Source organism: Telluria aromaticivorans (assembly GCF_013003915.1).
GTDB classification, from domain to species: Bacteria; Pseudomonadota; Gammaproteobacteria; order Burkholderiales; family Burkholderiaceae_D; genus Telluria; species Telluria aromaticivorans.
In genome coordinates this window covers 275,233-294,130 of the sequence record NZ_JABAIV010000006.1, presented here as the reverse complement: position 1 = coordinate 294,130, position 18,898 = coordinate 275,233, and the positions used below count along the sequence as shown (strand labels likewise).

The window sequence follows — 18,898 nt, the reverse complement described above, 5'->3', positions numbered from 1 at the left end:
AAGACGAGCTAGCTCAGCTTCAGCAGGTATAGTTTGTACTTAAATTCGGAAAGCTTACTGTACAAGCCCGCCGATCTCACTCTTGCCAGAGAGTTTTTCAACACAATAGGTCGGAAGCGGACGATCGTAACAGGTGGCAGATGGGCAAAACCCACGCGTGAGGTCCCTCCATGACAAGCTCATCCCTCCACTCATGACAAACCGCTTCAATTATTGTGCATATCCGGACCAATGACGAACGCGACGTAATACGTCGCGTTGTAGTGCACGTCCTTGTGACCATCCTCGCAGGCATCGGCATGGCCTGGGTCGTGTATCGTTATCTCGGCTTGCGATTCTTGCGGCGCGCCTGGCTGAATCCGGATGTCGTATGGGGCGCGAGCCTGGTGCTTCCCGGAGCAGCGGGGACCAGGCTGAGGATGTGACAGCAGGGCAGGCAAATAGAGCTACAAGGGCTGGGTCCTGTCCAATACAGAACCCAGCCCTTGGCCCATTACTCGGACCGTGCTTGCTTGGCGCCGCCCTTACGCGTCACGATCAGGCTGGCGATGCAGCTGCCGGCGATCAGCACGGCCACCACCGTCAGCGACGCCTGCACTGGCACGTGGTACCACGGCATGATCAGCATCTTGGCGCCGATGAAAGTCAGCACCATGGCCAGGCCATACTTGAGCAGGTGGAAGCGGTCAGCCACGTCTACCAGCAGGAAGTACAGTGCACGCAAGCCCAGGATCGCAAACATGTTCGAGGTGAACACGATGAAAGGATCAGTCGTGATCGCGAAGATCGCCGGGATCGAATCCACCGCGAAGATCAGGTCGGTGACTTCGATCAGGATCAGCACCAGGAACAGCGGCGTCACATAACGCACCCCCGCCTTGGTGACGAAGAACTTCTCGCCATGGTCTTCTTCGCTGACCTTCAGGTGCTTGCGCGCGAAACGCAGCACCGGATTGTTGGCCACGTCCGGTTCCTGGTCGACCGCGACGAGCATGCGCATGCCGGTGTAGAGCAGGAAGGCACCGAAGATATACAGCACCCAGCTGAATTCGCTCACCACCCATGCACCTGCGCTGATCATGACCGCCCGCATCACGATGGCGCCCAGTACGCCGTAAATCAGGACCCGGCGCTGGTATTGCTGCGGCACCTGGAAGGCGGTGAAGATCAGCAGGAACACGAACACGTTATCGACCGACAGCGCCTTCTCGATCAGGTAGCCCGAGAAGAACTCCAGCGCTTTCTGGTCGGCGATCTCGGCGCCCACGGTCCCGTTCAGGTACCACCACAGGCCGCCGTTGAAGGCCAGAGCCATGCTGACCCAGACCAGCGACCAGATCCCGGCCTCCTTGACGCTGACCTTGTGCGCCTTGTTACCGCCGAACACGAACAAGTCGAGGGCCAGCATCACCAGGACGAAACCGACGAATCCGGCCCACATCGGGCCGCTTGCAATAGTTTCCAGTCCGGTCATCGATGCTCTCCTTGCTCATCGGCGAACGGAGTACCGGCGCTGTCCGTCTCGTCGAGGTCCTGCTCGGGCGCGGCGATCCGGTCGTGCGTGAACTTCCGGGTGCGCTCGACCGAGCGCACCACGGCGCGGTCGGCGCGCTCTGCGGCGCGGTCGATGGCCGCATACAGGTCGGCCTCGCACTCGTCGATGATGACCTCGCGGCCGTTGTCGAGCTGGACCTGGATCTTGCAGCGCTTGTCGACGCCGCCGCGCGGGCCGTTGATGTCGGACAGGGACACCGCCAGCTTGCGCATGTGAAGGCGCGCCCAGCCCAGCGCAGTAGACACGCGTTGTTCGGTGTACTGGCGCAGGGCCGCGGTCATGTCGAAGCCGTTAGCATGGATTGCAATACGCATAGCTGTTCTCCCGTTGAAGTGAAGCTCCACTATATGCAGCACGGATGCATCGTACAATTCGAATATAAGGTATATTTACATCGAATTTCTCGATGAATGGAATTTGCGTGGCGACACTCAACTACAAACATTTGCGGTATTTCTGGATGGTGGCAAAGACCGGCAGCATCGCAAAGGCCGCGGCCCAGCTGCACTTGACGCCGCAATCGATCTCGGGGCAGTTGACCGAATTTGCAGACAGCCTGGGCGTGACCCTGTTCCGGCGCGCCGGGCGCAACCTGGAAATCACCGACACCGGGCGCCGGGTGGCCCGCTATGCCGAAGAGATTTTCACCACCGGCGACGCCCTGCTCGAGCTGGTGCGCGACAAGGGCTTGACGACGGCGATGTCGTTCCGGGTCGGTTGCGCCGACTCGGTGTCCAAGCTGATCGCTTGCAAGCTGGTTCAGCCGGCCCTGACGATGAGCGAACCGGTCAGGCTGATCTGCCGCGAGGGCAGGCTGGACAGCCTGGTGGCCGAGCTGGCGGTGCACCGTCTCGACCTGGTCATCGCCGACCGGCCGATCCCGCCGCAGTTCAGCGTGCGCGCCTATAGCCACCTGCTGGGACAGAGCGCGATGAGCGCGTTCGCCACGCCGGCGCTGGCCGAGCGGCTCGGCCAGGCATTCCCGGCCTGCCTGAACGACGCGCCGCTGCTGTTGCCGGGCGAGGACTTTGCCATCCACCAGCGCCTGCTGCGCTGGTTCGAGCACATCGACGTGCATCCCAACGTGGTCGGCGAGTTCGACGACAGCGCCATGATGAAAGCCTTCGGCCAGTCGGGCGCGGGGATTTTCTTCGCGCCCACGGTGATTGCGCCGCAAGTCTGCCGGCAGTATGGGGTGGTGGTGGTGGGACAGGTCGACACGGTCGTCGAGCAGGTCTATGCGCTCAGTACCGAGCGCCGCATGCGCCATCCGGCGACCCTGGCCATCAGCGCGCTCGCACGCGACGAGCTGTTCGTGTGATGCGATGCGCGCGCGCTCAGCCGCGGTCGAGTTCCTGGCGCATCCGGCGGCGCCAGAGCAGCAGCCCTGCCGAGTAGTAGCCGAAATAGCCGGCCGTGAGGCCCACGCACAGCATGGTCAGCGGGCTGTCCGTCAGCTTCGGCGCAGGGATGCCCTTACCCTGGTTGGCATAGACTTCCACGCCGATATACAGCACCCGCGCCACCAATATCATCGCCATCAGGATGCCAAGCCGCGCGGCCGGGGTGAAGAAATAACCCTGTGGCGTATCCTCGAAACGGGTCTGCTTGAGTCCCCATGCGCTCCAGCCGATGCCCAGCAGCGTGCCCACCGCCAGCGCACCCAGGTTGTAGGGGCTGTCCAGCAATTGCGCGGCCGGCACGACGATCATGGCGCCGAACACCAGCACGCCGGTATAGTGACGCGAGACGATCGAGCGCTGGCGGGCCATGCGGGCCTTGATGCGGTTGTAGACGCGCCAGACCAGCAGCGGGGTCAGGACGAGCAGGGCGAGGGTGGTGATCGAGAGGTCCATGGTGCGCGAAAGAGGGTCAAGGCCGCCATTGTAATGGAGCGGCGCGATGCCGCACGGCAGGCGGCGCCGGAGCGCGGCCCGGACGGCATCATGATAAGGTTGTCACTCCGCTATTTCGAGGAGTTCCCGCCATGAATGCCCCCCTGCCGACGAGTTTGCCCACGGCACCTCCCGTCCACGCGCACCGCGCGCCCGACCCGGCCCCGATCGAAGAACCAGTGCCCCAGCCCTTCGATGTACCCCAGCCGCACCACCCGCCGGGACATGGCCACGGCCACACGCCCTTCAACGAGGAACCGGTGCCCGATCCCAAGCCGAGCGTGTTCGCCTGAGCCGTCCTGCGCTAAAACGGATCGAGCACCCGGCTCGCCTGCGGCGAGCGGTTCAGGGCACTGGGATTCAAGCCCGACCTTCGCCTGGAGCTGGCAGCAACGAGGCCATCAAGCAGGCCGTCGCGACCGGTCCCGGCCTGGCGGGGTGTCGCGCCACTCGCTGGCAGCCGACCTGTCCGCGCAAGGCTTGGCCATCCTGCGGCTAGAGAGGTTTCAGGTCACGGACTTCACTGCCAGCCCATCAGCGTGGGCGGCACCAGCAGCAGCAACGCCAGCACCAGGTAGGCCAGCTGCAGCGGCAGCATCCATTTTGCCCAGACGATCCAGGGAATGCGCGCGAGCGCCAGCACGCCGACCGTGATGCCCGAGGTCGGTATCACCGGCGTCGACAGTTCGCCCAGCTGGAAGGCCAGGATCGCGGTCTGGCGGCTGACGCCGACCAGGTCCGCCAGCGGCGCCATGATCGGCATCGTCAGCGCCGCCTGGCCACTGCCCGAGTGGATGAAGAAGTTGATGACCGACTGGATCACGAACATCTTCTGCGCGGCGAAGGCGGCGTGCTCCGACTGCACCAGCGGCGTCAGGTGGTGCAGCATGGTGTCGATGATCTGGCCGTCGCGCGCGATCACGACCGTGGCGCGCGCGATGGCGATCACCAGGGCGGTCGAGACCATGTCGCGCGCGCCCTGGATGAAGCTGGCGACGAACAAGTCGGGCGAGAGGCGCCCGGCGATGGCGACCAGGATCGCCATCGCGAAGAACAGCGCCGCGATCTCGTCGATGAACCAGCCGTAGCCGACCACGCCCACCACCATGGTGCCCAGGGTCAGCGCGAACAGCGCCAGGATCGCGCCGTGACGGCGCGTGAACTGCGGCGTGGCCACGTCGGCGGTGCGCTCGGCCCGTTTCACCTGGTCGAGCTGCCAGGTCGGGCTCAGCGCCGGATGGCGCTTGACCCGCGCCGCGTACCACATCAGGAAAGCCACGGTCACCGCGGTGCAGGCGCACCACACCACCAGCCGGTAGCCGACCCCGGAAAACACCGGCACCCCGGCGATACCCTGGGCGATGCCGACGTTGAAGGGATTGAGGAAGGCTGCGGCAAAGCCCACCTGCGAGCCGACGAAGGGAATCGATACCCCGACGACCGAGTCGTAGCCCAGCGCCAGCGCCAGCGGGACGAAGATCAGCACGAAGGGAATCGCCTCCTCGCTCATGCCGAAGGTGGCGCCGCCGAGCGAAAACATGGTGACGAACAGCGGGATCAGAGCCGCGCGCACGAAGCGCGAATGGGCGTGCGCGCGCACGATCGCCAGGATCATGCTGTCGATGGCCTCGGTCTTTTGCAGCACCGCGAAGGCGCCCCCGACGATCAGCACGAAGCCGATGATCTGGGCCGCCTCGACAAAGCCCCGGATCGGCGACTTGAGCAGCGCCACCAGGCCCTGCGGGGCACTTTGGACATAGTGGAAGGAGGCGGGATCGACCAGGGTCTTGCCGGCCACGAGATGGGTCTCGTATTTCCCGCCCGGGATGAACCAGGTCGCCAGCGCGATCAGCGCCAGGATCGCGAACAGCAGCACGAAGGTGTTGGGCAGTCTGAAGTTCTTCATTATTGGCTCAGGAGTTCTCCGGTACGGAAAGCGGCGGCGCCGGCAATTTTACAGACATGCATGCCCCGCAGCAGATGGCGGTGGGCGGTCGAGGCGAACAGGATGCCGGCGGCGACCGCGCGCAGGGTGGTCGTCTTGCCGCTGACCGGGTTGATCAGGTCGGCCACCGGTTCGCCGGCCGCCACCCGGCTGCCCAGGGCGCGATGGAACACCAGCACGCCTGAATGCGGCGCATGCAGCGGTTCGACGCCTTCGAGCGGGGTGGGAGCGCAATCCGGGGCGGGCAGGGGCTCCAGCGGGATGTCGAGCACGCCCTCGTGGGCGAGGAACTGCAGGATTGCGTGCGCATCGGCCTCGGCCAGCGCATAGCTGACGTCCATCTCGCCGCGCAGTTCGATGGTGGCGGCCGCGCAGGCCGGCGGCAGCGGTGTATTTTCGCTGAAGTGCGCGGCCAGTTCCCACCACAGGCGGCTGCAGGCTTCGTCGAAGGGTGCGCCGCCCGAGTCGCGGGCCGTCAGCAGCGCCTGTGCGCCCAGCAGCGCGGCGAGCGGCAGCATGCGCGCGGCTAGCGGCGTGCCGGTGTACATGTGCATCACCGCCTCGTTATCGCAGTGCAGGTCGAGCACGATGTCGGCGTCGATCGCCAGCGACAGCAGCACTTTCTTGAGTTCTTCCGTGGCAGTGTGGGTGGCCAGTCCCGACAAGGCCTGGCGCGCATGGTCGCGCACCAGCTTCACGTTCGCATCCGCATCGGGACCGAGCTTGCCTTCCAGCGCCGGCTTGAGGACGTCGGCCAGATGTGCGAAAGCGCGGTTGAAGTTGGCGCCGGTGCCCATGTCAAAACGCCCGAAGGGCGTGCCCTGGATCGCCTGTGCCAGGCCGATCGGGTTTGCAGCCGGCACCAGCACCACCTCGCCGCCGATGCGCCCTTCGTGCTCGAGCCGCGCGAGCTCGCGCCGCAGCACGTGCGCCACCAGCATGGCCGGCACTTCGTCGGCGTGCAGCGAGGCCTGGATGTAGACCTTCTTGCCGCCGCCTGCGCCGCCGTAGTGCAACGACTGCAGCTGGTAAGCGGCGGGGCAGTCCTCGGTCCCGAGGGGGTGGAAGTGTGTATGCATGTGTTGCGCTCCTGATGTTTGATTTTTTACACACCCTACATCAATGAAAGAAAATTTTCAAAATATTGTTGAGTTTATTTCTTGATGTGATTACAGTTGAGAAAAATTAGGACATTTGCATGTCAACGTAGAATGTAAATTTAATTACATTTTGCGAAGGCCGATCTCATGAATCCACACGACACCGCCACCGTGAAGCGCAACGCCTCGCCTGACATCGGTTTTGCCGAGTCGGCGCTGGGGCAGCGCTTGCTGCAGGTGCTGGCCAACGGATCGGCGTCGAACCGCAGCATCGCCGACTACCTGCTGCGCAACCAGATGCGCGCCACCGCGCTGGGCATCGAGGAACTGGCCGAGGCCTGCCAGGTATCGACCGCCACCATCAGCCGTTTTGCGCGCGACCTCGGATTCAAGAACTATGCGGCCATGCGCGGCGCGGTAGCCGAGACCCTGCAGGCAGTGCTGCAGCCGGTCGACAAGCTGCGCAACAACATCGCGCGCCGGGCGCGCAGCGCCTCGCCCGCACTCGAAAGCCTGAACTATGCCGAGGCCGCGGTGGCGGCCAGCCGCCAGTCGCTCGACGGCGGGGCGATGGACAAGGTGGTGGCGGCGCTGACCGGCGCGCGCACGGTCTGCGTGCTGGGCTTTGGCCTGTCCTCGCACCTGGCCGGCATTTTGGCCATGCACCTGCAGCCTTTCTGCCCGCACGTGGTCGAGGTGGCCGGCAGCGGCGGCACGGAAGTGGCGGCTGGCCACCTTGCCAACATCACCGGCAAGGACGTGCTGGTCGTGATCTCGCTGCCGCGCTATGCGCTGGACGTGGTGCGCCTGGCCCAGTTCGCGCGCGACCGCGGCGCGACCGTGGTGGCGGTCACCGATTCGCCGGCCTCGCCATTGGCCGGGCTCGGGCACCACGTCCTGTATGCCCACAGCGTCCATCCGGTCCTGCCCAGCAGTTCGAGCGCCACGCTGGCGGTCATCGAAGCGCTGGTGGTGGCCCTGATGGTGTCGAACAAATCCAACGTGGCCAAGGCGGCGCGCCTTACCGAGGCCATCTCCGCCTACCTGTGCGGACCCGATCCCGTTTCCAGCAGCAGCATTAGCAAAGAGGGCGCCCGCAAGCGCCGCGCCGACAAAAAGAAGTAGTTAACATAAAGGGAGCACACGCATGAATGAGCAAGCAAGCAGGTTGCCGCAGCCGAAGGTGATGGCGCTGGCCGTGATCGCCGCACTGAACCTGGCGCCGCACCAGGCCATGGCACAGGCGCAGGAGACGCCGCCGAAGATCCAGCGCGTCGAGATCACCGGCTCGTCGATCAAGCGCATCGACAACGAGACCGCGCTGCCGGTACAGCTCATCAAGCGTGAAGACATCGAGAAGAGCGGCGTGACCACTGCGGCCGAGCTGCTGCGCAACATCAGCGCCAACACGGCGCCGCTGTCGGATGGCGCCAGCATCACCGACGGCACCTCGGGCCAGCGCGGCTTCAACGGGGCCAACCTGCGCGGCATCGGTGTGTCCTCGACCCTGATCCTGCTCAATGGCCGCCGGCTGGCCAACTTCGCTTCGCCCGGCGACAACGCAGGCGTGGACCTGAACAACATCCCGGCCGGCGCGATCCAGCGCGTCGAGGTGCTCAAGGACGGCGCCTCGGCGATCTACGGCACCGATGCGATCGGCGGCGTGATCAACTTCATCACCCGCAAGGACTATACCGGCGTCGACCTGAGCGTCTCGGCCGCCGCTACCCACGAGGGCGGGGCGGAAAAGAAGACCGCCAGCATCAGCGGCGGCATCGGCGACCTCGAACGCGACCGCTTCAACGTGTTCGGCGTGCTCGACGCCCAGAAGCTGGGGGCGCTGCGTTCGAGCCAGCGCGACTTCATCGCCGAACGCCCGCTGGCGGGCACGCTGCCGGCGCTCATGTCGAGCAACACCTATCCGGCCAACATCGATATCTCGAGCGCGCAGCGCGCGGCCCTGATCCGCGCCGGCGTGCTGGCCGCGGGCGCCAGCGCGAACCGCGTCAACCCGAGCGCGCCGGGCTGCAGCCCGCCGGCCAGCGTCTTCGTGCCGCGCGGCCCAGGTGGGGCGCTCGGCTGCAGCTACGACTACATGCAGGACACCGAGATTTACCCGGAATCGCGCAAGATCGGCTTCGTCGGCCGCGCCACCTTCCAGCTGGCCGACGACCACCAGCTGTTCGCGGAGCTGGTGCAGTCCGAGGCCGAAAGCAGCTATGTGCTCTCGCCCAACCCGATCCGGATCCGCAACCTGCCGGTGGCGGTGCTGCCGGAACGCTACCGCGCGGCTTTAACCGGTCCCGGCCTGCCTGCCACCGTGGGCGGCATCCGCTACCGCATGACCGAGGCCGGCAACCGCACCAATGAAGTGACCAGCAGCGCGCAGCGCATCGTGTTGGGCGCCACCGGCATCGCCGCCGGCTGGGACTACGACGTGGGCCTGGCGCGCGCCGAGAACCGCGCGGTCGACAAGTACATCGACGGCTACGTCCTGTTCGACAAGTTCGATGCCGCGGTGCGCGCCGGGACCGTCAATCCCTTCGGGCCCTCGGCGCAGGCGGGGCGCGACCTGATCGACAGCATCAAGGTCAACGACGAGGCGCGCAAGGCCAAGGGCGTGTCCACCTCGTTCGACGCCAAGGCCTCGCGCGCTTTGATGGCCCTGGGCGGAGGCGACCTGGCGGTGGCTGTGGGCGGCGAAATCCGCCACGAGGACCAGCAGTTCCGCCCCTCAGCGCTGCTCCTGTCGAACAACATCGCCGGCGACCGCGACAGCGGTGTCGCGGTTGGCTCGACCACCGACCTGAAGGCCACCGACGACAGCCGCAAGGTGCGCTCGGTGTTCGCCGAGCTGAACGCCCCGTTCACCAAGGAACTGGAAATGCAGTTCGCGCTGCGACACGACCGCTACAGCGAAGTCGGTTCGACCACCAATCCGAAACTGGGCATGCGCTGGCAGCCGCTCAAGCCCCTGATGGTGCGCGCGTCGGCCGGTACCGGTTTCCGCGCGCCTTCGCTGTCCGACCTGAAGCGCCCGACCACCTATGGCACCGCCTCGAGCTTCCTGACCGACCCGCAATGTGTCGCGCAGGAAGGCAGCATCGACCTGTGCACCGACCAGTGGGCCGTCGAGCGCCGCTCGAATCCTGACCTCAAGCCCGAGAAGTCGCGCCAGCTCTCGCTGGGCGCCGTGCTGGAAGTAGGCCGCGGTGCCAGCCTGGCACTCGACTACTGGAACATCAGCAAGAAAGATGTCATCAGCACCCTGGGCGAGCAGATCATCGTCGACAACCCGGCCGCCTACAACGGCAAGTACATCCAGCGCGACAGCGACGGCTTCATCTCCAACATCCTGCTGCAGAAGGAAAACCAGGGGCGCCTGAAAACCTCGGGCATCGATTTGTCGGGCGAATGGCGCGGCGCAGCCGGCGCCTATGGCCGCCTTGCCGCGAACCTGAGCGGCACTTATATCCTCAAGTACGATCGCCAGTTCGGTCCGCAGGAAGGCTACCGCAGCAACCTCGGCGTGTTCCTGAACGACCAGGTGATCCAGCGCTGGCGCCATCGCGCCAGCGTGGACTGGAGCATGGGCGAGGTCGGCCTGACGCTGTCCAACCAGTTCTCCTCGGGCTATACCGACCAGAACACCACCTACGATCCGGTCAGCGATGCGCTGCTGCCGTCGCGCAAAGTGTCCTCGTACTCCCTGTGGGACATGACCGGCAGCTGGAACATCACCAAGCAGCTCAAGCTGCGTGCCGGGGTGCTGAACCTGTTCGACAAGGCGCCGCCGTTCTCGAACCAGGCCTATTACTTCCTGGCCGGCTATGACCCGACCTACACCGACCCGCGCGGGCGCAACGGTTTCGTCAGCCTGAACTACGCTTTCCGTTAAGCCGTCTTGCGGCTGTCCGGCATCCCGGGCAGCCGTTTTTTTTCGAGGAGCAGGACATGTTCAAGCGCGCGTGCATGGCGGCGCTGCTGCTGGCGATACAGGTGGGCGCCGCGGCCCAGGACCGCGCGCCGGCGCCGGCCGGCTCGCTGGTGGTGATCGGCGGCGCCCTGCGCGGCGACAATGCCGAGGTATGGGAACGCATCGTGCAGCTGGCCGGCGGCAAGGGCGCGGCAATCGCCGTGCTGCCGACCGCGTCGGGCAACCCGGAACGGGCCGCGCGCAGCACGGCGGCGCAGCTGGAGCGCCATGGCGCGCGGCCCTTCGTGGTGCCGGTCGGCGCGGGACTGGGCGCGGCCCCGCGCCAGGCTGCCGAGGATCCGGCGCTGGCCCGGCGCGTCGCCGCGGCCGGGGGAGCATTCTTTACCGGCGGCGACCAGGGCCGCATCACCGCGGCGCTGGTGCGCCCCGACGGCAGCCGCTCGCAGCTGCTGGAAGCCTTGTGGTCGATGTACCGCCGCGGCGGCGTAATCGCCGGCACCAGCGCCGGCGCGGCCATCATGAGCAGCACCATGTTCTACGATGCCCCGCCCGTGCTGGCCCTGCTCAAGCAGGGCGTGGTCGACGGCAAGGACATCGCGCCCGGCCTCGGTTTCGCGGGGCCGGAGCTGTTCATCGACCAGCACCTGCTGGTGCGCGGGCGCTTTGCCCGCATGCTGCCGGCGATGCTCGCCAAAGGCTACCGGCTCGGCCTGGGTGTGGACGAGAACAGTGCCGTGGTGCTGGGACCGGGGCGCGACGCCCAGGTCATCGGCTACAAGGGGGCCTTGCTGCTCGAATTGTCCGGGGCCGCCGGCGGTCCGGCCGGCGCGGCTTTCAGCCTGAGCAATGCGAAGATCAGCTATCTCGACAGCGGCGACCGGATCGATTTTTCCAGCATGCGCCTGGTGCCGGGGCCGGACAAGGAAAAGCTCGACCCGGCCCGCCCGGCGCACCGGGGTGCGTTGTTTTATCCGGATATCCTGGCCAATACGATGGTGGTCGACCTGCTGGAAAAGCTGGCCGACAGCGACCAGGCCGGGGCGACCGGCATTGCCTTCGGCGGGCCTGCCGGGGCCGATCCGGGCAAGGGCTTCGAATTCGAATTTCGGCGCCTGCCGGAGACCGAGGCCTGGCTATCGACCGCAGGGCAGGGGATGTCGGTCTACCGGATGCGCCTGGACGTGCATCCGATCCTGCTGCGCCAGCCGCTTTACCAGCGCCAGCCGGCCGGCAAGGCCGGGCCAGGCTAATCGAAGGCCCAGGAATACAGCACGTCCAGGGCGGTATTGGTGCCGGTCTGGAATTGCAGCGAGATCTTCGGGGTCAGTTTGTAGCGCAGGCGCACCAGGCTCGACGCCGTGGTGGCGCCCTGTTCGAAGCTCAGGTAGGCACGCGACGAGATGCGCTTGCCCACCGTCACCACGGTGCTCTCCAGGCCCGGCCCAGTACCGTTGGCCTGTTTCAGCCCCAGTTCATCCACACCGAGCGAGCTCGCCAGTTTCTGCGTGAAGCCACCGGTGCCGCCCTTGCCGCCCAGCAGGGCGCCGGCAGCGGCCGCCAGCACGTCCTTCTCGTTGCCGCTCGTGCCTTCCATGCCTTGGCCGAGCACCAGCCAGGACAGCTTTTCGCTGTCCGGCACGTTCGGCGTCGACACCAGGCGCGCGTCCGGCGATTGCGCGGTGCCGCGCACCTGCACGCCGGCTTCCACATTGGTCTGCGACAGCTGCTCGCCTTCGGGACGCTTGCGCACCGCGAGGATGTCGAGCGCGGGGTTGTCGTAGGCGCCGCTGAAGGTCATCACGGCGCGCTCGATCTCAAGTTTCTGGCCGTAGGCCGCGTAATTGCCTTCGACGGCGCGAATGGTGCCGTTCACGCGTGGTGCGGCGGCGCCGATCTTGCGCACGCGCACGTTGCCGGCGAGGGTGGCGTCGATACCCAGGCCGCGCAGGCGGAACTCGTCGCCCAGGTCGGCGCGCAGGTTGATCGCCAGTGGCATCTCCGGTTCCTTGTTCGACGGTACCGGCTTGGCGCCGCCTTTTCCGAGCACGATCACGTCGTCCGACATCGTCGGGCGGCCCTGCGGGGCGAATTCGATCAGTGCGCGGTCGGCGCGGACGTTGCCGTCCAGCGTGAACTGGTTCGCGTCGCGCACCAGCGCGGCATTGCCGCTGACGACCACGGTGCGGTCAGGACGTGACAGCACCTCGAGCTTGTCCGCCGTGACTTTCAGGTTGGCAGCCGACAGCCCGCTCGAGAAGCGCAGGAAGCCCTCAAGCGAGGCGCTGCCCGTGCGGCCCTGGAAGGTAAGGCGCTGCAGTTGCAGCTCGTCGCCCGCAAGCTGGGCGCGCAGTTCTCCGTTCTGCAGGCGCACGCCTTGTTCGGCCCAGCGCACCGCCAGCTTGTCGCCCGTGACGTTGCCGTTCAGGCGGGGCGTGCCGATGGTGCCGGCGCCCGTGAGGGCCAGGCGCAGCGCGCCGTCCAGTTCCAGCCCCGGCTGGCCGGCAAACGACGCCAGCCAGGCAATCGAGGCCATGTTGGCATTGGCCGTCATGCGCATCGGGCTGTCGCGGTCCAGGCGGCCCTGCAGCAGCTGGGCGCTGCCGTCGAGCGTGGCGGTGCCGGTGCGGGTGCCGTCCAGGTTGACGCGCACGCGCAGTGCGCCCCCTTGGACGTCGGCGCGGGCGTCGAGCTGGCGCAGGCCAAGCGGCACCGGGCTGTCGCCGCCGGCGATCACGTCGCCTTTTTCGCGGAAGACGTGGACCATGCCGTCCAGCGCCGGGGCGCCGCCGGTGGCGGTAGCGGTGCGCAAATCGAGCGCCCATTGCGCGCCCAGGGTCAGGTCGCCGCGCGCGTTCTCGCGGATCGCGGGCGAGAACTGCGCCAGGTAGGTCAGCGGCACGTTGTCGGCATGGCCTTTGCTATTCCAGCGCGGGCCGTTCTTGACCAGCGAATCGACCGTGATGCTGCCCGAGGCCAGCTTGATCACGGCGCCGTTGAAGGCAATCCGCTCCGGCTTGGCCAGGCCCATCACGCCGCTGCCCGGCGCGCCGCTGATGCGGAGCGGGACCGGCGCCTGCAGCGCCATGGCGTAGCGGCCGCGGTTCTGCAGGGCGGCCAGGGTGCCGCTCCAGGTGTCGCCCGTCCAGCCGCCACGTACTTCGGTGTTGGCGTCAAAGGATTCGCCCACGGCCGCGGCGCGCAGCGTGTGGGCACCGCGCGTTCCTTCGGTTTTCAGGCTGGCCGAGGCGATACGGGTCTCGCCGTTCACGTAGTCGGTGATCTGGATGTCGCTGGCCAGCGCGTCCCGAGCGCCACGGCCGGCGCCGAGGTTGGCGTTGGCGCGCAGCGCGCGGATGCTGTGGGTGCCGAGCAGGCGCAGGTTCTGGCCCTCCAGGGCGGCGGTGAGCGAGGGCGTGTCCATCGTGCCGGACAAGGTGCCCTGGCCGCGCAGCACGCCGCCGTAGTCGGGGCCGAGCGCCGCCAGTTGCGGCGCATCGATGCGCCAGGCCAGCTGGTCGCTGCCCGCGCCGAAGCTGCCCTTGGCGGCGACCACGTTGGCGCCGACGTGCAGGTCGACGTCGGCATTCGAGACGCGGCGGCGGTCGGCCGTGAATTTTGCGTGGCCCCAGAGCGGGGATTTCGACAGGGTCGAATCCTGCACGCGCATATCAAACGCCGCGCGCCAGTCGGCGCCGCCGCGGCCACTGCCGCTGAAATGGGCATTGATACTGCCCGCCAGCGGCGAGCCGAAAGCGGCCGGGTTGAAGCGCTGCGCAGTACCGGCCAGTTTGGCTTCCACCGTGCGCGCGCCTTCAGGCCCGGCGAGCCAGGCTTCGCCTTTGGCGGTCAAGGTGCCGCTGGCGTCCTTGCGCTGCGCTGCCACCCAGCCGAGGCCATTCGCATTGACTTCGAAAGTCGTGCGCGGGTCTTGCATGGTGCCGGTGGCGACGCCGTTGGCGACCACCGCGCCATACAGGTCGCTGCGCACCGCCGCCAGCTGGCGGCCGTCCACGCGCCACTGCAGGCGGTCGCCGCTGCCGCCAAAGGCGCCGTTCAGGGCGACCGTGTTCTGGCCCAGGGCCAGGTCGGCATCGATGCCGCTGATGCGTTTCGCATCGGCGCGCAGCTTGCCCTCGCCCGACAGCGGCTGGTCGAACAGGCGGCTGCGGCGTACGGCAAAGTCGGCATCGACGCGCCAGCTTGGTGCGAGTGCGCCGGCCACGTTGACGCTGGCGTTGATGTCGGCTTGCGGGTAGTCGCCGAAGGCGGCCGGGTTGAAGCGGCTGGCGCTGGCGCTGGCCTTGAATGCCTTGTCCTTCAGCAGGTTCATGCTGCCTGTCGCCTCGACGTTGCTGCTGCCGGCGGATAGCCGGCCTTCGCGCAGCGTGACGACGTTGTCTTCCAGCGTCGCCAGTGCCGCCAGGCGCAAGCCCTTGTCGACCAATGTCGCCTGCAGCGTTTGCGTCTTGCCGGCATTCGTCACCTGGATGTCGCCGCGGATGGCGGTCGGCTTCATGCTGGAGTGAATCTGCTTCAGGTCGAAGCGGTCGGTGTGCAGGGTGAAGCGTGCGACGCCGACACCCTTGGCGTCAGGGCCACGTTCCACGCCGCCCGTGCCGGTAAAGCGCCCGGCGCCGCCGAAGTCCATCAGCACATCGGATACCTGCAGCGCGTCCAGGTTGCCGCCCAATTGCCCGCGCATGGCGCGCAGCGGCAGGCGTTGCTGGTCGATCGTGCCTTCCGGTCCCTCGTTGACGATGTTCACATTGCCGCTGATATTGCGCTTGGCATCGAGCTGGCCGTTGATGGCGAAGGTCAGGTCGGCCGTCGGCAGGGAGGGATTGAAGAAGCCCGGATCGACGTTGCGGCCGCTGATGCGCATCGAGCGCAGCGGGATCGGGGCAAACGGCGACAGCACCATGTGGGCTTCGCCGACGGCGCGCCCGGCCGCACCTAGGGCGTCGATCAGGGTGGTTTCCAGGTCGCCGCCGACCTTCACTTTCAGCTGGGCCGCGCGTGCGCCGGCCTTGGCCTGTGACTGGCTCAGGCTGGCCGTGGCGTCGAGCTTGAAGGGGCGCTGGGCGGCGATGGTGCCGGCAGCAGTCACGTCGCCCCAAGGCGTGACGGCTGCAGCGTCGCGAACCTGCCAGCGGGTCTTGTTTCCCTCCAGGCGCAGGCGAATATTGTCGATATGGGTTTCGGCGCCATTGGCGACAAAACTAGCCCGGTTCAGGCGCGCGTCGTCGATCGAGATGGGGAAGGGCGCGGCCAGCTTGACCGGCATGGTGCTTGGCTCGGTGCTTTCCTTGAGCGTTTCGACGCGCAGGTTGGCTGCATGCAGCTTGTCGACCAGGATGCCGCGCGAGACGATCTGGCGGGGCGACCATTCCAGGTTGATCTTGTTGGCGACGATCAGCTGCTCGTCGGTGCGCCAGGTGAGGCGGTCGATATACATGGCGCCGTACAGCGAGCCGGAGACGCCGGTCATGGTCAGCTTGCCGCCGGTGGACGCGGCGACCTTCTGCGCGATCATCTGCAGCGTGGTTTCGCGCCCCAGGTACCAGAGCGTGCCGCCGACGATGGCGCCGGTAACGACGACGCCGATGGCGACGCGGCGCGGCCAGCGGCGCTGTTTGTGCGGAGCCGGCGCAGGAGAACCCGCGGCGGCTGGGGTGGTGTCGTTGGTGTCCATCAGAAGGTGAATCCCAGGGAGAAGTGCAGGCGCGCTTTTTTAACGGCGTGGCCATAGGCGACGTCGACATTGATCGGGCCGACCGGGCTGCGCCAGCGCGCGCCGACGCCGAAGCCCGATTTCGGCTGCAGGTCGCCAACCTTGTCGGCCGCATTGCCGACGTCGTAGAAGACCGCCACGCCCCATGGTGGACGGAACCAGTACTGGTATTCGGCGCTGGCCGTGGCCAGGTACTTGCCGCCGACGATCGCGCCGTTTTCGCGCACGCCCAGTTCGCGGTAGCCGTAGCCGCGCACCGACTGGTCGCCGCCGGCGCGGAACAGGAAGGTGCTCGGCACGCCGATCTTGTCCTTGGCCGCCACCGCGCCGAATTCGCCGCGCAAGATCAGCGTGTCGCTCGGGCCCAGCGGCTTGTACATCAGGCCGCGCAGGTAGAGGCGCAGGAATTTTTCGTCGGTCAGGATCGGCAGCAGGGCGCCGCCGAGCTGGCCCTGGAACACATAGCCGTTGGTCGGCTGGATCAGGCTGTCGAGCTTGCGCCGGGTCATGCTGTAGGTGAGCGGCAGGCTGCGCGTGGTGGTCGACGGGTTCGGCGGCACTTCGCGCTGTTCGACCAGGGCCTCGAGTGTCAGGCTGCGTTCGAGCAGCGGCGAGCCCCAGGCGCGGCGCGCGGCGACCGTGGCCAGCGTGGTGATCTCGCCGCGCACGTCGTTGCGTTCGACGCCGGCGCCGACGCTGTCGTTATAGCCATCCGGTGTGGTCGGCCAATAAAAATCGACGCGCGCGGTCTGGCGCTTCTGCTCGTAGATCAGGTCGCTCTTCATGCGCTTGCCCAGCACGTTCAGGTCGTCGTAGCTGGCTTGCAGGCGCCCGCCGGTGTCGGTCGAGAAGCCGACGCCGACTTCGACGTTCTTGCGCAGGTTTTCGGTCACGCGCACCAGCACCGGCAGTATGGTGGGGCCGGTCGGCGGCTTCGGGGTGGTGGCGTCGCCATCGGGGTCGCCATCGCCTTCGCGCAGTTCGCGCAGTTCTTCGTTGAGCACGGCGCGCATGTCGGCGCTCACTTCGACGCTGGCGAAATAGCCGGTGTCCTGCAGGCGCGATTGCAAGGCCTGCAGCGCGGCCTCGCTATACATGTCGCCAGGGTTGATCTTGTTCAGGTTGGTGATGACTTCGCGCGGATAGCGCTTCAGGCCGCGGATGCGCAGCTCGCCGAAGCGCATCTCCGGGCCGCTGTCGATGACGACGTGCAGCAGGGCGCGCCGCGCTTCCGGATCGACGGTGGCGCTGGTCTCGACCAGTTGGGCGCGCGGGAAGCGCGTCTGCGCCACTTCGCGCAGCAGGCCCTTCTTTGCGCCTTCCCAGTCGGCCATGCGAAAACGCGCACCGACCGGCAAGGTCCAGCGGCTGCGCAGGGCGGCCGCGTCAAACGGCGCGCCACCTTGCTCGAGTGGTGCGAAGCCCTGCAGCACCAGGTCGACCTCGCCGACCACGACCGGCTCGCCCAGGTCGACGATGACACGCGCGACCGGACGGGTGCCGGTCGTCTCGAGGCCGGCCGAGATCTTGGGCGAATAATAGCCTTCGGTGGCGATCAGGGTCTTGGCCTGCTCGGGCGCTTCTTTAACGAGGCGCTGCAACTGCTCCATGTCGACCTTCGGGTTGCCGCGCCAGCGCATCAGGTCGAGGTTTTCTTCCAGCATGTTCTCAATCTGGCGCGGGGCGTCGATGCGGACCTGGTAATCGATGCCCTGGGCGTGAAGTGAGGTCGCTACCAGCAAGGCGCCAAGGCCCATTAACAGGCGGGGCAGGGGGCGCAGGCGGTGGCGGGGGATCGATCTTGCAGCAAACATGGGGCTCCGATGGTAAGGTTCATGGCAATCTTAGCGGATTGGCAAAAATGATGACGGACGCTTAACTCATCCGTGTGAGGTTTGCAGCTTCACGGGATGCCCCGTTTTATGCCAGAATCCGCGCTTCCCTCGGCTTGTCGCCCATCATTTTTCCGGACCACCACCATGCAATCCCAAGACACCGCCCTCGTCCTCTTCAGCGGAGGCCAGGACTCCGCCACCTGCCTCGCCTGGGCGCTGCAGCGCTATGCGCGCGTGGAGACCATCGGCTTCGACTACGGCCAGCGCCATGCGATCGAGCTGGAGGTGCGGCCGACGGTGCTGTCCAAAATGCGCGCGCTCGATCCGGGCTGGGATGCGCGCCTGGGCGAAGACCACATGATCGACCTGTCCCTGATCGCGAAGATCTCGGATACCGCGCTGACCAGCAACGTGGCCATCGCGATGCAGGAAAACGGGCTGCCGAACACCTTCGTGCCGGGCAGGAACCTGCTGTTCATGACGGTGGCGGCCACGGTGGCCTATCGCCGCGGCTTGACGGTGCTGGTGGGCGGCATGTGCGAGACCGATTTCTCGGGCTACCCGGACTGCCGCGACGACACCATGAAGGCGCTGCAGGTCGCGCTCAACCTGGGCATGAACACGCGGCTGAAGGTCGAGACGCCGCTGATGTGGATCGACAAGGCCCAGACCTGGGAGCTGGCCCACGACTGCGGGGGAGAGGCGCTGGTGGACCTGATCCGCTTCGACACCCACACCTGCTACCTGGGCGAGCGCGGTGCGGCGCACCCATGGGGCCATGGCTGCGGCACTTGCCCGGCGTGTGCGTTGCGGGCGCGGGGGTATGAGCAGTACGTGGCTGGGAAAGCCTGAGGCAAAGCGTGTTCAGCCGGCGCCCCGTAGCGTGGGCGGGTTCCCCGC

The 18,898-nt window shown here is 66.9% G+C and carries 13 protein-coding genes; 6 read left to right on the top strand and 7 right to left on the bottom strand.

The genetic code is table 11. The annotated features are described in order from the left end of the window. Nucleotides 1-493: 493 nt before the first annotated feature. Both HGB41_RS17620 and HGB41_RS17615 read right to left on the bottom strand, forming a co-directional pair. Entirely contained in the window at nt 494-1,474 is a 981-nt protein-coding gene (locus HGB41_RS17620; protein ID WP_171086799.1) for a TerC family protein, read from the bottom strand. Continuing rightward, nucleotides 1,471-1,869 (bottom strand): HPF/RaiA family ribosome-associated protein, encoded by a 399-nt coding sequence (locus HGB41_RS17615; RefSeq protein ID WP_171086797.1) that lies wholly within the window; start codon nt 1,867-1,869, stop codon nt 1,471-1,473. The genes HGB41_RS17620 and HGB41_RS17615 overlap by 4 nt, the downstream gene beginning before the upstream one ends. A 107-nt stretch (nt 1,870-1,976) precedes the next feature. On the opposite strand from HGB41_RS17615, the gene nhaR reads away from it, so the two are divergent. Beyond that, entirely contained in the window at nt 1,977-2,876 is a 900-nt protein-coding gene (gene nhaR, locus HGB41_RS17610) for a transcriptional activator NhaR (RefSeq protein ID WP_171086795.1), read from the top strand. A 16-nt stretch (nt 2,877-2,892) separates the two neighbouring features. Here the strand turns inward: nhaR and HGB41_RS17605 are convergent, their stop codons facing one another. Next, on the bottom strand, nt 2,893-3,411 hold the full coding sequence (locus tag HGB41_RS17605; protein WP_171086793.1) for a CcdC protein domain-containing protein: 519 nt from the start codon (nt 3,409-3,411) through the stop codon (nt 2,893-2,895). A 131-nt stretch (nt 3,412-3,542) separates the two neighbouring features. Here HGB41_RS17605 and HGB41_RS17600 point away from each other — a divergent pair, with 131 nt between their 5' ends. Then, nucleotides 3,543-3,743, top strand: a complete 201-nt coding sequence (locus HGB41_RS17600) for a hypothetical protein (protein WP_171086791.1) — start codon at nt 3,543-3,545, stop codon at nt 3,741-3,743. Between the two features lie 227 nt (nt 3,744-3,970). Here HGB41_RS17600 and HGB41_RS17595 read toward each other — a convergent pair whose 3' ends face one another. Continuing rightward, on the bottom strand, nt 3,971-5,356 hold the full coding sequence (locus HGB41_RS17595; RefSeq protein WP_171086789.1) for a YfcC family protein: 1,386 nt from the start codon (nt 5,354-5,356) through the stop codon (nt 3,971-3,973). Beyond that, nucleotides 5,356-6,474 (bottom strand): succinylglutamate desuccinylase/aspartoacylase family protein, encoded by a 1,119-nt coding sequence (locus HGB41_RS17590; RefSeq protein WP_171086787.1) that lies wholly within the window; start codon nt 6,472-6,474, stop codon nt 5,356-5,358. The genes HGB41_RS17595 and HGB41_RS17590 overlap by 1 nt, the downstream gene beginning before the upstream one ends. A 168-nt stretch (nt 6,475-6,642) precedes the next feature. Between HGB41_RS17590 and HGB41_RS17585 the strand changes: the two genes are divergently transcribed. The 3 genes from HGB41_RS17585 to HGB41_RS17575 are packed head-to-tail and all read left to right on the top strand — an operon-like array spanning nt 6,643 to nt 11,682. Then, nucleotides 6,643-7,620: a MurR/RpiR family transcriptional regulator gene (locus HGB41_RS17585; RefSeq protein WP_171086785.1), complete on the top strand. Its 978-nt coding sequence runs from the start codon at nt 6,643-6,645 to the stop codon at nt 7,618-7,620. Nucleotides 7,621-7,642: 22 nt separating this feature from the next. Then, on the top strand, nt 7,643-10,393 hold the full coding sequence (locus HGB41_RS17580; protein WP_171086783.1) for a TonB-dependent receptor: 2,751 nt from the start codon (nt 7,643-7,645) through the stop codon (nt 10,391-10,393). A 56-nt stretch (nt 10,394-10,449) separates the two neighbouring features. After that, the gene (locus tag HGB41_RS17575) at nt 10,450-11,682 is read left to right on the top strand and encodes a cyanophycinase (protein ID WP_171086781.1); all 1,233 of its coding nucleotides are present in this window, start codon (nt 10,450-10,452) and stop codon (nt 11,680-11,682) included. On the opposite strand, the gene HGB41_RS17570 is transcribed toward HGB41_RS17575, so the two are convergent. Beyond that, a complete protein-coding gene (locus tag HGB41_RS17570; RefSeq protein WP_171086779.1) occupies nt 11,679-16,124 on the bottom strand; it encodes a translocation/assembly module TamB domain-containing protein in 4,446 nt (1,481 codons plus the stop codon). The genes HGB41_RS17575 and HGB41_RS17570 overlap by 4 nt on opposite strands. Further along, nucleotides 16,124-17,977 (bottom strand): autotransporter assembly complex protein TamA, encoded by a 1,854-nt coding sequence (locus HGB41_RS17565; protein ID WP_229423094.1) that lies wholly within the window; start codon nt 17,975-17,977, stop codon nt 16,124-16,126. Before HGB41_RS17565 ends, HGB41_RS17570 begins: the two co-directional genes overlap by 1 nt. Nucleotides 17,978-18,142: 165 nt before the next feature. Between HGB41_RS17565 and queC the strand changes: the two genes are divergently transcribed. Next, a complete protein-coding gene (gene queC, locus HGB41_RS17560; protein ID WP_171086777.1) occupies nt 18,143-18,850 on the top strand; it encodes a 7-cyano-7-deazaguanine synthase QueC in 708 nt (235 codons plus the stop codon). Nucleotides 18,851-18,898 lie beyond the last annotated feature (48 nt).